The sequence below is a fragment of the Pristimantibacillus sp. PTI5 genome, from assembly GCF_048572955.1.
Taxonomy (GTDB): domain Bacteria; phylum Bacillota; class Bacilli; order Paenibacillales; family Paenibacillaceae; genus Pristimantibacillus.
In genome coordinates, this window is sequence record NZ_CP183886.1 from 5,567,654 (window position 1) to 5,582,633 (window position 14,980).

A 14,980-nucleotide genomic window follows, 5' to 3' on the forward strand; every position below is an offset into this window, starting at 1 on the left:
TCATTATAGATCAATCTGTAATCGTATTCAAGCCCTTTTTTTAAACGAAAATAGGATATTAATGGTAAAAATAATGCTTTTTTCTATCTAAAACAGTCATTGACGACTCATTTTTAATTGTTTATAATCCAAATTAGGCATCAATAGAAACGTTTCGATTGTATAAAACATGAGGTAATAACCATCGTTTTTTTGTAAAGATGAACAGGCCTGCAAACATTAATGATTAGAATGATAGCTACGATGGATACAACGAGGGAGGAACACGGATATGGTGAAGCAACCTGCGGATCTTCTAAAGCTCATGACGCTTGAGGAGAAGGTTGGACAGCTGCTGCAGCTGGCGGCGCCTTTCTTTCAAGGTGCGGATGGACAAATAACTGGACCGATGGCAGAGATGGGCATAACGGAGGATACGGTACTCAATACGGGTTCGGTGCTCGGCTTAACAGGGGCAGATGATGTCATTAACGTCCAGAAGCAGCATTTGGCGTCCAATCGTCTAGGAATACCTCTGCTCGTTATGGCGGATATCGTCCACGGGTACAAAACGATCTTCCCCGTTCCGCTGGCGATCGGCTGCTCGTGGGATTTGGAGCTGGCTGAGCAGAGCGCGGAGATTGCTGCCAAGGAAGCGGCGGCAGCCGGGGTTCATGTCACTTTCGCTCCGATGGTCGATCTCGTGCGCGACCCAAGATGGGGCAGAGTGATGGAATCAACCGGTGAGGATCCTTATTTGAACAGCGAGTTTGCGAGAGCATTCGTAAGAGGCTTCCAAGGGAAAGATCTTGCGAATGATGTCAGCCGCGTCGCTGCCTGCGTGAAGCACTTTGCTGCATATGGAGCTGCGGAGGGCGGACGCGACTATAACACGGTCGATCTATCCGAGCGTCAGCTTCGCGAGTTTTATTTGCCTTCCTATAAAGCGGCGCTGGATGAAGGCTGCGAAATGGTTATGACCGCATTCAATACGGTAGACGGCATACCGGCTACTGGCAACAAGTGGCTCATGCGTGATCTGCTTCGCGGCGAATGGGCATTTGACGGCGTCATGATCTCCGATTGGGGCGCGGTCAAAGAGCTGATCCCGCATGGCGTTGCGGCAGATGAGGCGGAAGCGGCGATGAAAGCGCTCAGGGCGGGCGTAGATATCGAGATGATGACGACATGTTACGCCGAACATCTACAGCACCTTGTGGAGTCGAACGAAATGGACGAAGCGCTGATCGATGAAGCTGTGCTGCGTATTCTGGAGCTTAAACAAAAGCTTGGATTATTCGAACAGCCATACCGCGGCGCAAATGCGGAGCTTGAGCAGGAAATCGTGGGCTCTGCAGCCCACCTGAAGGCTTCGCAAGAGCTGGCGCTTAAATCATGTGTTCTCTTGAAAAATAATGCTGTTCTCCCGCTTGGACGCGATCAGAAAATCGCATTAATCGGTCCGTTTGCGGCTAACGGCGATATTCTTGGTCCATGGTCTTGGCTTGGCTCCAAGGACGAGGCTATTCAGCTGGCAGCTGGTATCGGAAGCAAGATTGATGCGTCGCTGCTGTCTGTGACGGAAGGCTGCGGCATCGAAACGGCGACAGATGAGCAGTGGCAAGCGGCGCTTGCAGCGGCGAGCCATGCGGATGTCCTTGTGCTTGCGCTTGGTGAGCATTCCGATATGAGCGGGGAAGCGGGAAGCAGGTCCAATATCCAGCTGCCGAAGGTGCAACTGGAGCTGGTTGCCAAGCTGAAGCAGCTCGGCAAGCCGATGGTCGCAGTCTTATTTAACGGGCGACCGCTTGATCTGCACGGCGTTATCGACCAAGCAGACGCGGTGCTGGAAGCTTGGTTCCCAGGTACAGAGGGAGGAGCAGCTATTGCTGCGCTACTGTTCGGTGAATCGGAGCCAACCGGAAGGCTGACGATGTCATTTCCTTATTCCGTCGGCCAAGTGCCGGTCTATTATAACCGGTTCAATACCGGCCGACCGCAGGGTGCACCGGATGCGCAGGTGAGGTACGTATCGCAATATTTGGATATACCGAATGAGCCGCTGCTGCCGTTTGGCTATGGGCTTGGGTATACAACCTTTGAATACAGCGAAGCGGTGATGGCAGCGGGTACGATGAGTGCCTCGGAACCATTGCATGTAAAAATAACCGTGACGAACACGGGGGCTCGCGCTGGCGAGGATACTGTGCAGCTGTACGTGCGGGACATGGCGGGCGATGTCGTTCGTCCGCTGCGGGAGCTGAAAGCATTCCGCAAGGTTATGCTGCTGCCGGGCGAGAGCAAAGAAGTCTCCTTCACTCTGGAGGAGAAACAGCTGCGCTATTATCATGCTGATCTTACCTTTGCCAGCGATCCTGGCGACTTTGAACTTTATATCGGTCCTAATAGCCGGGATGTAACGGCGCTTAAATTCAAACTAAGCAAGTAGAAAGGCAGTGGGAAGCATGGAAGCTGTAATCGCTACGCTTAAGGCGATGGATTTGGTACAGATAAAAGCGGGAGACCTGACGTTTGATTTTCTAAACAGCGGGGATCTTTCGAGAGCCGTTCATCAAGGAACGATGCTGAATCAAGTGGTGTCGAGTTCTGTTGACGGTTCGCTTAATAACATTTATTTGCGCATGCACAGCGCAGAAGGCATTGCTTACGAGCCGCTGCTTGGCATTCGTTCAACGAGCCGCATGTCGGCTGCTGGCGGACGCCTGCTATGGGAGGGGACCGCGTTCGGCGCCATCTCCTACCGGATTGTTTTCACCGCGACAAAGCATGGCATCTGGTTCTGGGATGTAACGGTTGATTCGCAAGGAAGCGAAGCGATGATCGACATCATTTATGGTCAGGACATCGGACTCGCCGATATCGGCGCGGTACGGACAAACGAGGCTTATATGTCGCAGTATGTCGATCACAGGGCGTTTAAAGACGAGGAACAAGGCTACGTGCTGTGCTTCCGTCAGAATCAGCCGATGCAAGGCGGCGCCTTTCCTTATATGCAGCATGGCTCGATTACGGGAGCGGCTGGCTATTCGACGGACGGGTTCCAATTCTTCGGCCTCAGCTATAAGGAAACGGATGTGCCTGAAGCGCTTGGCAAGCCTAAGCTGGCGAATGAAGTATACCAATACGAATTCGGATATGCAGCGCTGCAATCGGAACTTACCCAGCTTAAGGGGGAAGCGCGCTTCGTATTTTACGGCTTGTTCAAGGCGAATCACCCTTCTGCTGTCGATTCGTTGGCATTCGGCGGGGAAGTTCAGAGCGCTTGGGAAGAGGTTGAACGCACCAAAGAAGCTGATCTTGCAGTTGATTCTGAGCCTGCAGTTAAAGTTGAGTTCGCAGCATCCATCGGTTCACCGTTACGTACGGCATCGATGACTACAGCGGAGATTGACGCCTATTTCCCTCTCCGTCATCAAGAAGAGTGGCAGGATGGCAAGCTGCTTTCTTTCTTCACTGACAGCCATGAGCATGTTGTGCTGAAGGAGAAGGAGCTGGTTGTTGAGCGTCCGCATGGTCATATTCTGATGTCCGGCGGCAACGACAAGATGACTGAGAACGTAATGACGACAACTTCATATATGTACGGCATTTTCAACTCGCAGCTGCTGACAGGCAATACAAATTTTCATAAGATGCTTACAAATGCCCGCAGCGCTCTGAATACGCTCAAGACATCGGGTCAGCGCATCTATGTAGAGCTTGAAGGGACGTACCGCCTGCTCACGATGCCTTCGATGTTTGAGATGGGGTTCAACTATGCCCGTTGGTATTACAAAATGGCAGATGATACGCTTATGATCACGAATTTTACGACAGTCGATACGCCTGAAGTGCGTCTCCACTTGCGTTCGGTTAAAGGGAAGGCTTATCGCTTCCTCGTTACGAACCAAGTGTCGATGAATAACAATGAATATGAGCTTCCATTCCATATGGAGCAAACGGATAGTGTGCTTACGTTTAAAGCAGACCGTGAATCGATTAGCACTTCCGTCTTCCCTGATCTGCAATACCGGATGACTGTTGACGGAGCGGACATGACAGCAGGCGATGAAGGTTTGCTTATCAGCGGCGTTAAGCCTGGGGCAGCGTCGTTAGTGGTTCTTTCGCTTGGCGCGAGCGCAGAGTGGACAATCACCATGCAAGGACTCTTGCGCGGTGAGAATCTGCCGCTCGCAGAACGGAAAGCGGAGCAGGAGATCGAGCGCTACCGTGAGTTTTTCCGGAATGTGATGAACGGCTTCCGCTTATCCGGGGAAGGAACGGCTGATGCTGCGGCTGAGCTGGACAAAGTGAACGCATTGGCATGGTGGTACACGCACAATATGCTCGTCCATTATTCCGTTCCGCATGGCTTGGAACAATACGGCGGCGCAGCGTGGGGAACGCGCGACGTCTGCCAAGGGCCGACGGAATATTTCATGGCGATGCGCAAATACGAGCAGGTTGCGGAAATTCTTAAGACGGTTTATTCGCATCAATACGAGGATGACGGCAACTGGCCGCAATGGTTCATGTTCGACCGGTACTTCCGCATTCAGCAGGAGGAGAGCCATGGCGATATTATTGTCTGGCCGCTGAAGGTGCTGGGCGATTATCTCGCTGCGACGAAGGATTACAGCATTTTGCAGGAACGCGTTCCTTATACGGTACGCCACAAGGGTGAATTTACGGCGGAATCGGCAACGCTGCTTGAGCATGCGCTGAAGGAAATTGCTTATATGAAGGATCACTTCCTGCATGACACGCATTTGTCTTCGTATGGCGACGGCGATTGGGATGATACGCTTCAACCGGCAAATGCGCAGTTGAAGCAGTATATGATCAGCAGCTGGACCGTAGCGCTGACATATCAGGTTATTGCGCAGTTTGGACGGGTGATGGAGTCCGTAGATGCGGTGCAGGCAGCTGAGCTTACGGAGCTGGCATCCGCGATCAAAGAAGATTTCAACCGATATATGCTTCAGCAAGAAGTTATTCCGGGCTTCGTCTATATGGAGGAGCCGGGCGATGCGAAGCTGATGCTTCACCCTACGGATACGACTACAGGCATTCAATACCGACTGCTCCCAATGACGCGCAGCATGATCAGCGAGCTGCTGACGGAGGAGCAAGCGGCGGAGCATTACCGCATTATTAAAGAGCAGCTGTACTGCCCGGATGGCGTGCGGCTCATGGATCGCCCTGCGCAGTATGCAGGCGGCGTAAGCACGAACTTCAAGCGGGCAGAGCAGGCTGCGAACTTCGGCCGTGAGGTTGGCTTGCAATACGTGCATGCTCATATCCGCTATGTAGAGGCAATGGCGAAGCTGGGCAAGACCGATGAAGTGTGGCAAAGCCTGCTCATGATTAATCCAGTCGGACTGCGCAACGTCGTGCCAAATGCAGAGCTGCGCCAAAGCAACTCGTATTTCAGCAGCTCTGACGGTAAGTTCAATAACCGTTATGAGGCGCAGGAGCGCTTCGGCGAGCTTCGGGAAGGCACGGTGCCGGTTAAGGGCGGCTGGCGGATTTATTCAAGCGGCCCCGGCATCTATATGAACCAATTGATTTCGAATGCACTCGGCATTCGTCAATCTGAGGGCGAGATGGTCATCGATCCGATTCTGCCTGCCAAGCTTGACGGCATGCAATTCGAATTCATGTGGAACGGCCTGCCGGTTACCTTTGCCTATCGCATCAGCGATGCAAAACAGATAACAAAAGTAACGGTTAACGGCAATGAAATGCCGCTAATACCGTCGGCTAACCGCTATCGTACAGGCGGTATGCAATTGCCAGGCGAGCAATTGAAAGCAAACCTGAATACGGTATCCAACCGGATAGAAATTTTTATGTAACATGCAGACTGGCGGTATCCAAGAACCGCCAGTCTTTGTGCTATAATGAACGGACAATGATAGATAGGAGCGAGTGCTGTGGTTAGTATTAAGGATATCGCTAAACAAGCGGGGGTCTCGATCTCGACGGTATCTTACGCGCTTAACGGCAGCCCTAAGGTGACAGATGAGACGACGGCAAGAATACTTGCTATCGCCAAGGCATTGAACTATGTCCCGAACGCTGCTGCAAGATCGCTCAAGACGAGGGAAACGAAAATTATCGGTGTCTTTCTTACGGACTTCAGCGGCGCGTTCTATGGCGATCTCCTGCAAGGAACGAAGGAGATTTTGACGCAAAAGGGCTATGACCTTATTGTGTGCAGCGGTAAGCAGTCCCATCGTATGCTGCCTGAGCGGATGATCGACGGAGCCATTATATTGGACGAGACATTCGGCAGCGAAGAGCTGCTGAGCTATGCAGACCGCGGGCATAAGCTCGTTGTGCTGGATCGGGAGCTTTTGCATCCGAATATCAATCAGGTGCTGCTAGACAACAAGGCGGGAGCTATGCTGGCGGCGGAATATCTTATCGAGCAAGGTCACCGAACGCTTTACGTCGTAACGGGACCTAGCGGCTCGTATGATTCGAAGCAGCGGCTGCAGGCAGTCACGCAAGCGGTAGAACGGACAGCTGGCGTTAAGCTGACCGTAATCGAAGGCGACTTCAATAAGTCGGCGGGGGAGCGGGCAGCCGCGAGAATCATGGCAGAAAACAACGGAGATTTGGTCTCCGCCTCTGTGTTTTGCTTCAACGATGAGATGGCGATCGGCATGTTTAATTATTTGGCGGGGAACCATCCGAACATTCGGATCGGGGAACAAATTCATATCGTCGGATTCGATAATATGGAGCTGGCTTCGTATACGCAGCCGCGCCTATCCACGATTGATTATTCGAAGCGCAAATGGGGCGCGCTTGCTGCCGAGCAGCTGATCAAGCTTATAAGCGGCGATTCGGTGGAAAATGAACGGATATATGTTACGCTAATCAAAGGTAATTCAGTCAGTACGGCGAAATAAAACCAAACATGCGGAGCTGCTTGCCGTGCTGAGGAGACGGCTCTTCGAGCAGCTGTCCGCGGACGGCGATGCGATCGTCGCCAACGAATGGACACGCCGTCAACTGCTGGAAGGCGCAAAGCTGGGCGGGACATGAAGAAGACAACAGAATTCCCTGTGCCTCGCGTTGTGGACACGATACGATGTCACTTCAGGCACACAGGACATAAAATCCTGCGGTGGGTGCTTCGTGAAAACTGTTGAACAATCAAGGATTTCCAGGTCTCAAGCGAAGCGTTAGTGCATCCAGCAACACATTAAATAGAGTTCCAGCCAAGGCCGAGTGATATTCAGGAACTTCTCCTGATTGTCGCCCGGCTTTTTCTCGTTCTTTTACCCGATAAAAAGATTTATGCTCCATGAAATCCGAATCGACTTTCGTGAATGGAAATTTTGTATGAATCAACCGTTTAGAGGGAGGAATCGGGAAGCTTATTCGTGAATACATCATAAAATGGGAAAAAATGAGAAAAGGCGAACGAATATGACGGATTACAATAAAGCGGCAGATCCTCATCAGGTGAAAGGGCTGCTGAAAACGAAGCTCTATTTGCCCGATAGTACCCCATCTCATATAACGAGGAGCAGGCTGAATCAACTACTTGAACGTTCACTGGACGCTCGTCTCACAACGGTTGTCGCGCCGCCCGGATTCGGCAAGTCAACGCTTGTGAGCAGTTGGATTCGGCAAGCCGGGCTGAAGAGCGAGGTGCTGCTCCGAAAGCTGAATACCGCCGTTTGATTGTATTGCGACAAGCTATCATAATCTAAAATCGATGGGGGTCATTTAATTGGCAAATGAAATTCGTGTCGGTCTGATCGGCTACGGTTATGCAGGCCGGACCTTTCATGCGCCGGTTATCTCTTGCGTTCCGAGTTTATTGTTAACAAAGGTCATGGAACGCAAAAGCAAGCAATCCAAGGAGCGATATCCTTGGGTTGAAGTCGTTGATGATGTCAATGAGCTATTTAACGACAATGAAATTGATCTAGTCGTCGTAGCTACCCGAGTACGGATTATTTCACATTTGCGCGGGACGCCCTACTTGCAGGTAAACATATTGTGGTCGAGAAGCCTTTTACAATGACTGCTGAGGAAGCAGATCAACTTATTGCATTAGCGAGAAAAAAACGGAAGATGCTTAGCGTATTTCATACTAGGCGGTGGGACGGGGATTTTTTAACGATAAAAGAACTGCTTCGCCATGGAAGTCTTGGACGAATGATGGAGTGCGAATTCCGGTGGGATGGTTTTGATCCCGTAATGAAACCTGGGAACTGGCGAGAAATCTCAGCGCCGGGAACAGGTGTTTTTTATGACCTTGGTATTCATTTCATCGATCAGGCCTTATGTTTATTCGGGATTCGGAATAGTATTGAAGCAGATGTCCAGATTCAGCGGGAGAACGGGCTTGCTGCCGATTTTTTCGATATCACATTGCGGTATAATGATAATCTCAAGGTCATTCTCAAATCTTCCCGTTTTAAGCGGGAACCGGGTCCTGGATATATGCTGCACGGCTCGAAAGGTTCATTCATTAAATATGGGAGCGACCCTCAGGAGCCGGCACTGATTGCTGGCGGCACTCCTGATTCCGTACGGGATTGGGGAAAAGAAGCAAAGGAATTCTGGGGTAAGCTGAACGCTTCCATAGGCTGGCTTCATATCGAAGGCAGAATTGAGACTCTTTCTGGCAATTATGCGGATTTCTATCGGAATGTATATGAACATATTGCCGGTAATGAGGAGCTCGAGGTAAAGCCGGAAGAAGCAAGAACGGCGGTTTGGTTAATGGAATTGGCGTTAAAGAGTCATAATGAAGGCAGATCGATACCCGTTACACATTAGCGAGAGGGAGATGAATATGTTTCCATTCAAAACAGCATTAAACGCCTCTACTTTATTCCCATTTCAATTGGATGTTGAACAGCAAATTCAGGTGGCAGCCGAGGCGGGTTACGAGGGCATTGAGTTATGGGTAGGCGATATTCAAACCTACATAAAAAAAGGGGGGACCACCGCGCAACTGCGTTCGAAGATGAATGAATCCGGCATTCGGCTTGTAAATGCCATCGCCTTTTTTAAATGGGCGGATTCGGACGAGGATACTCGGACTCAGGGCTTCATGCAAGCCGAAGAGGAGATGCTCCTTCTTGCGGAGCTTGGCTGTGAGGCCGTCGCTGCTCCTCCATTCGGCCATGTGGAAGACGTAACGCTTGATCAATTTGCTTATTACTTCTCCAAGCTTTCCGAAATGGGACATAAAATCGGGGTTGAACCTTACTTGGAATTTTGGGGCAGGGCAAAGAAACTTTCAACCCTTTCCGAGGCCTATCAGATTTTGGCTAAAAGCGGACTTAAAGATGCGAAGATTTTACTGGATCCTTTCCATATGTATACTGGCGGAAGCGATTTTGAATTATTGAAAGAAATAAACGGATCCCATATCGGAATATTCCATGTGAACGACTATCCTGAGAGTCCGTCCTCTGATGTCATTCAAGATAAGGAAAGAGTGTTTCCGGGGGAAGGCATAGCGCCCTCAGCCAGACTCGCAAAACTTTTATTTGACGCAGGTTACAGAGGCTTCTTGTCCTTGGAGCTCTTCCATGAGAACTATGGACAACGAGATGCATTAGAAGTAGCAGCGTATGGCTTGAAGAAAATGAAATCAGCATACAGCGTATAATTGGTAACCTAACCTTAGAAAATTATTTTAAGTAACGGCTTGAACATCAAAGAAGAACCCCTCCAATCGGCGAGCCTGCGCCAATTGAAGGGGTTCTTTTTGTGCTTATGATCTATTGCTGGCTTCATTTGTTGATTTCATTATAAATCGACCGGTTCGCGCATTATATCTCCCTTTGTTTAGTTCTCTTATCTTTTATTTGCAAGATGGAGAGGAGACTAATAAGCGAATCGTTACCGTCAAAAAAATCGGCCAAACCGGTAGGAGGATCTATTTTCTTAATCCTAAGGATGATAAAATCAAATGAAAATCCTGTGTAATTAAACGAGGGGAAATTCATGAATAACCGGAGACAATTATTGTTAGATAGTGCGCTCACTCTAATGACAGAGCAGGGTTACGCGAATACAACGATCCAAATGATACTCGATGAGTCAGGCGTTTCAAAAGGAACCTTTTATAAATTCTTTAATTCTAAAAATGATTGTATTGTCGCGATATTAGAACAGCAGCTGCAAGAGGATCTTATCATTCGGAAAGACCTAGAAAATAATGACTATGCTTCTGATTTTGATTTGCTGGTGGATCAAATCGCAATACCCATGACTTTTCCGGAAAAACAACGTCTGATGGAGTTATTTTGGACAGGGCTATATTCTGGTGAATTTGATACGGCCAACCTAACCAGGAGACAGCTGAAATGGTTATCCGAACGCCTGATTCAGTTGTACGGGGAAGAGATAAGGCCTTATGCTTACGAAGGAGCGATTCTATGTTACGGGATGCTGCATCAAATCGCGAATACGCGGAGGAACTTTCATGAATGTCTGCCCTTATGGAAGGAAGTTGTACCAAAGGTTTTGAACTATGTCGAAGTATTGCTGAAAACGATGCAGGAGAGGCATGAGCATATTATAGATTTTCATACCTTATCACTTATTGGCTCCAATGGGAATATGAAGATTTTGGATAAAAAAACGCTCATTGATGAACTGCAGGAGTTTAATCGTACCGTCCAGAAATCCAAAGAAACGACACAAACAAAGGAAATAACAAAAGGACTGCTTTCTTTATTGAAAGAAGACGAGTTGAATGCAGCAATGCTAGAAGTAGTATTGAAGGCGTTTCAAAAACAAATGGAATCTAACGAATTCCATTTAGAGGCAAGAAGGATTGCCAAAGATTGCTGGTGGCATTTGGAGCAAATAAAGGATAAGCAGAGGGAAGATTGAAGAAGCGCAGGAGCTGGATACGGTTAAATAGAGCGGTCCGCCCGTATAGGGGAGACCGCTTTTTTTTTATTGTCTCGTCTTAATGGACATCTTGGTGCTTGTCGGGCGATGGTTTAAAATTTTAACAAGCTGCTCTTGCATATAAGAAGGAGAATGGACAAACCCGTTATCGATCCAGTGAAAGATCAGCCCAAGCAGCGCGTGCAGAGAATAGATCACAAGAAGCTCTTGATCCACATCGGTATCTTCATAAACGATCTCTTCCATTAATATTTGTTTCAAGGAAATAAACATTTTTTCTCTGAGAATAGGGAGTGCATCGCTTTTTGCCAGAACGCTGTAGATGTTGGAGTGCTGGGCGATGTGATCAAAAATCATGATCGAATTTGCATGCAGCTCGTGCGGGAAAAACACAGTTGCTTTTTCATAAGGCGCGCGGAAGGATTGAAGCAAATCCTTGATCAATTCGGTAATCATATCGCCGAGGAGTTCCTCTTTGTTCGCATAATTGGCATAGAAAGTCCCTCTGTTATAATTCGCATGTTTGACAATATCGGTTATCGATATAGAGGTAAACGACTTTTGGGCCATAAGCTGAAGCAGTGCTTCTCTTAAGGCCGTTTTGCTTCGAATGACTCTGGGGTCTGGAGCAGAGACGGGTTTATGCATCTCGATAATCCTCCTATATATCTGATTTACATTTCCATTCCTGTTTGTTGTTTACTCATCAATTGAACGCTTTTTAATGATTGATAACTTTTTCTTTCAACTTTATAGTGAACCTAACAGATGTTTGTTACTCAACATGTGTTTATTCTAACACAAAAAATGGAGGCATGACGGATGAAACTTTTCGGAAAAGTCGCGGTTGTAACAGGGGCAGCATCGGGTATGGGAAAGGCGATCGCAGAGCTATTTGCTGAAGAAGGAGCAAAGGTCATCATTTCAGACCTTAATCTTGAGAACGCCAATAAAGTTGTTCAGGGAATCGAAGCAAAAGGAGGCCGTGCCATTGCGGTTGCTGCCAATGTTGCCGTGGAAGAGGATGTTCAGCGGCTGATCGATAGCTGCGTCAACGAATTCGGCACCGTGGATATTTTAGTGAATAATGCGGGAATTATGGACAATTTCGTTCCGGCAGGGGACCTCACGGACGAGCTTTGGGAAAAGGTTTTTGCCGTCAATACGACCGGTCCTATGCGGACTACACGCAAGGTGCTTCCAATCTTCACGGAAAAGAAAGAAGGCGTCATCGTAAATATTGCCTCGAATGGAGGATTATTCGGATCCCGTGCAGGCGCCGCATATACGGCTTCGAAGCATGCCGTGATCGGATTCACGAAAAATGTCGGCTTTCAATATGCAAAACTCGGTATTCGATGCAACGCCATTGCGCCGGGCGCCGTGAAAACGAATATCAGCGCATCCATTACAGAGCCGAATCCATTCGGCGTGGAACGCGCGTCGAGCGGAATGGGGATTAACCCGCGTTTGGGCGAGCCCGAAGAGATCGCAAAGGTAGCATTGTTCTTGGCCTCCAATGAATCGAGCTTTGTCAACGGCACGACGATTGTCGCAGATGCTGGATGGACGTCTTACTAATACCGTCCTGCTAATTAAAGAAATCCAATCAACCACGGGTACAAAAAAAGACGACTCCCCTTTTAGGATAAGGGGAGTCGCCTTTTTTTTAGGCTTCTTTGGCAATGGCCAATTTCAACTTCGCTTTGGATTCTTCTGCGGCGGTTTGATCCGAGCGTTTGATAAAGAAGGAAAGCAGCAAGCCGATTATGCCGATCCCAACGATTACGAGATAAGCGTCATTTATACCCTGGATGGAGGCTTCCGTAATCATTTGCTTTTGCGTTGCGGCCTCTGTCCCGCCTGAAGCCATTAGATCTTGAAGATGAGTTGTGGTACGATTCGTCATCACGGTCACGAGCAGGGATGTGCCTACGGCGCCGGCCACTTGTTTAATGGTATTGGAGATAGCCGTACCATGCGCGTTCAGTTTGGCCGGCAATTGATTTAAACCGGCTGTGGTGATAGGCATTAAGAGCATGGCCATACCGAAGCGGCGACCCGTTGACATGAGAACCAGATAGCTATAGCTTGTTGTGTCGGTCAAGTTTATAAAGCCTAAAGTGGTGACGATCGTAATGGCCATTCCAACGATGGAAAGCCATTTTGCGCCGAACCGATCGAACAGCCGTCCAGTGATCGGCATCATAATACCCATCAGAAGCGAGCCGGGGAACATCAATAAGCCGGACTCCAGAGCCGTAAAGCCTCGGGCATTCTGCAGATAAAGAGGAAGCAGCATCATATCCGCATACATCACGATCGTAACCGCGATATTAATGACTGTGGTTAAAGAAAACATGCTGTATTTGAAAGCGCGAAGATCAAGGAGCGGATTTACGGAAACCAATTGCCGCCAAGTAAACAAGACAAGGGAAAGGATCCCCGCAATAAGCGACACGAGCACCTCCGCGTTCGACCACCCCTCGCTGCCGGCACGGCTGAAGCCGTACATCATAGCGCCGAACCCGACGGTGGAAAGGGCTACGCTTAGTACATCAATTTTGGCATGGATTCGCTCTGACACATTCTTCAGATAAATAAACCCGCAGATGATAACGAGGACGACTAACGGAATCATGCCGTAAAACATCGTTTCCCAAGGATAATTTTCTAGGATGTAACCGGCAAGCGTTGGCCCGATCGCCGGGGCGAAAATAATGGCGAACCCGACCATACCCATAGCGGCTCCTCTTTTGTTTGGGGGAAACAGCGTTAGAATGACATGCATGAGCAGCGGCATAATAATACCGGCTCCGGCTGCCTGAATCAAACGGCCGGTCAGCAGGACAGGAAAGCTCGTCGCGAGCGCCGATACGATTGTGCCGGCAAGAAAAATAAACATCGAAGTTTGAAAAAGCTCGCGTGTGGTAAATCGCTGCATCAAATAGGCCGTGATCGGGATCAAAACCCCGTTAACCAACATATAACCCGTAGTCAGCCACTGGGCCGTTGCAGCCGAAATATTAAAATCAATCATTAGTTCCGGGACAGCAACGCTCATGACGGTTTGATTCAGCGTCGCAAGAAAGGCACCCAAAATCATAATGAACAAGATCGGTCCCTTTTTTATCGAACTGCTGTTAATTGCCATACTTTTACTCAACCTACTCCATCCTTTCAATTCTTCTGTCTATACTTAATTTACACTGTGTTATATACTTAACAGTGTATAAATTAGATTATAGGCAGAATTAATGGGTTTACAAGCGACATAAATCGAAAAAAGTGTAAAGTAGTTTACAGTAAAAGTTTTTCTGTCGATTATCTTGAAGATGTTATACGAATGCTCTGAAATTGTAGCTTATAAAATATAAACGAATGGAGAAGGACATGGATAATACAACGCCGCGAACAGATCCTCGAATACTCCGGACACGCCAATTGCTGAGAGACGCATTTATTGAGCTGCTTCAGGAAATGGATATCGAAAAAATATCGGTAAATCGCCTGGCAGAGCGCGCCACCATCAACCGTGTTACGTTTTATCTGCATTACCGGGACATTCCGGATATGCTGGAAAAGATGGCGAATGATATGATCGAAGACATTCATCAGGTTTTGTACAATACGCCGCAGAATCCGAAATCGGCAGAAGAAACGGATTGGCCGATGCTGGTGAACCTGCTAGAGCATATTGCCCAAAATGCGAAATTCTACAAAGTCATTCTTGCGATAAACCGTACTACGCTCTTTTCTGACCATCTGTTAAAGCTGCTAGCGGAATTGGTTACCGAAAGGCTGAATAGCAGGGAGAACGAGTCGCTCCTTGCAAAAGCAAGCATTCAAAAGGACATAGCGATATGGTACGGTTCTTCTGCTTTGATCGGTACCATCATTGCATGGCTTCGCAATGACATGCCGTATACGCCGCTTTTTCTCGCCAAACAATTTTCTTTGCTGCGGTCAATATCACGTTAAGGATAATCATTTAATCAAAGCAGCACATCCCTACGTAAACTACTAAACCCTTGAGAATCAAGGGTTTTTCTATTGGAAGAACGGAAAACATATTTACTTCTTACAGTAACGTCTATAG

12 protein-coding genes are annotated in these 14,980 nt (G+C 48.4%); 10 read left to right on the top strand and 2 right to left on the bottom strand.

The window, feature by feature from the left end; all coding sequences use genetic code 11:
* Window positions 1-271: 271 nt before the first annotated feature.
* The 8 genes from ACN6MW_RS24660 to ACN6MW_RS24695 all read left to right on the top strand — a co-directional run bounded on the left by ACN6MW_RS24660 (window position 272) and on the right by ACN6MW_RS24695 (window position 10,860).
* Window positions 272-2,428, top strand: a complete 2,157-nt coding sequence (locus tag ACN6MW_RS24660; protein ID WP_419872507.1) for a glycoside hydrolase family 3 N-terminal domain-containing protein — start codon at window positions 272-274, stop codon at window positions 2,426-2,428.
* A gap of 16 nt (window positions 2,429-2,444) precedes the next feature.
* Window positions 2,445-5,837 carry a GH36-type glycosyl hydrolase domain-containing protein gene (locus ACN6MW_RS24665; RefSeq protein ID WP_419872508.1) on the top strand — a complete coding sequence of 1,131 codons (3,393 nt, stop codon included), beginning with the start codon at window positions 2,445-2,447 and terminating at the stop codon, window positions 5,835-5,837.
* 78 nt (window positions 5,838-5,915) lie between these two features.
* Window positions 5,916-6,899 carry a LacI family DNA-binding transcriptional regulator gene (locus ACN6MW_RS24670; protein WP_419872509.1) on the top strand — a complete coding sequence of 328 codons (984 nt, stop codon included), beginning with the start codon at window positions 5,916-5,918 and terminating at the stop codon, window positions 6,897-6,899.
* Window positions 6,900-7,422: 523 nt separating this feature from the next.
* The gene (locus ACN6MW_RS24675; RefSeq protein WP_419872510.1) at window positions 7,423-7,680 is read left to right on the top strand and encodes a hypothetical protein; all 258 of its coding nucleotides are present in this window, start codon (window positions 7,423-7,425) and stop codon (window positions 7,678-7,680) included.
* A 49-nt stretch (window positions 7,681-7,729) separates the two neighbouring features.
* Complete coding sequence (locus ACN6MW_RS24680) at window positions 7,730-8,026, top strand: Gfo/Idh/MocA family oxidoreductase (RefSeq protein WP_419872511.1); 297 nt, start codon at window positions 7,730-7,732, stop codon at window positions 8,024-8,026.
* Window positions 8,002-8,787: a Gfo/Idh/MocA family oxidoreductase gene (locus tag ACN6MW_RS24685; protein WP_419872512.1), complete on the top strand. Its 786-nt coding sequence runs from the start codon at window positions 8,002-8,004 to the stop codon at window positions 8,785-8,787. The genes ACN6MW_RS24680 and ACN6MW_RS24685 overlap by 25 nt, the downstream gene beginning before the upstream one ends.
* Before the next feature lie 16 nt (window positions 8,788-8,803).
* Entirely contained in the window at window positions 8,804-9,628 is an 825-nt protein-coding gene (locus ACN6MW_RS24690; RefSeq protein ID WP_419872513.1) for a sugar phosphate isomerase/epimerase family protein, read from the top strand.
* A gap of 338 nt (window positions 9,629-9,966) precedes the next feature.
* The gene (locus ACN6MW_RS24695; RefSeq protein ID WP_419872514.1) at window positions 9,967-10,860 is read left to right on the top strand and encodes a TetR/AcrR family transcriptional regulator; all 894 of its coding nucleotides are present in this window, start codon (window positions 9,967-9,969) and stop codon (window positions 10,858-10,860) included.
* A 66-nt stretch (window positions 10,861-10,926) separates the two neighbouring features.
* Here ACN6MW_RS24695 and ACN6MW_RS24700 read toward each other — a convergent pair whose 3' ends face one another.
* Window positions 10,927-11,529, bottom strand: a complete 603-nt coding sequence (locus ACN6MW_RS24700; RefSeq protein WP_419872515.1) for a TetR/AcrR family transcriptional regulator — start codon at window positions 11,527-11,529, stop codon at window positions 10,927-10,929.
* 174 nt (window positions 11,530-11,703) lie between these two features.
* On the opposite strand from ACN6MW_RS24700, the gene ACN6MW_RS24705 reads away from it, so the two are divergent.
* Window positions 11,704-12,462, top strand: a complete 759-nt coding sequence (locus ACN6MW_RS24705) for an SDR family oxidoreductase (protein ID WP_419872516.1) — start codon at window positions 11,704-11,706, stop codon at window positions 12,460-12,462.
* An 88-nt stretch (window positions 12,463-12,550) separates the two neighbouring features.
* Here ACN6MW_RS24705 and ACN6MW_RS24710 read toward each other — a convergent pair whose 3' ends face one another.
* Complete coding sequence (locus ACN6MW_RS24710) at window positions 12,551-14,035, bottom strand: DHA2 family efflux MFS transporter permease subunit (protein ID WP_419876436.1); 1,485 nt, start codon at window positions 14,033-14,035, stop codon at window positions 12,551-12,553.
* 239 nt (window positions 14,036-14,274) lie between these two features.
* Between ACN6MW_RS24710 and ACN6MW_RS24715 the strand changes: the two genes are divergently transcribed.
* Window positions 14,275-14,862, top strand: coding sequence for a TetR/AcrR family transcriptional regulator (locus ACN6MW_RS24715; protein WP_419872517.1), 588 nt, complete (start codon window positions 14,275-14,277; stop codon window positions 14,860-14,862).
* The last annotated feature ends 118 nt before the right edge of the window (window positions 14,863-14,980 follow it).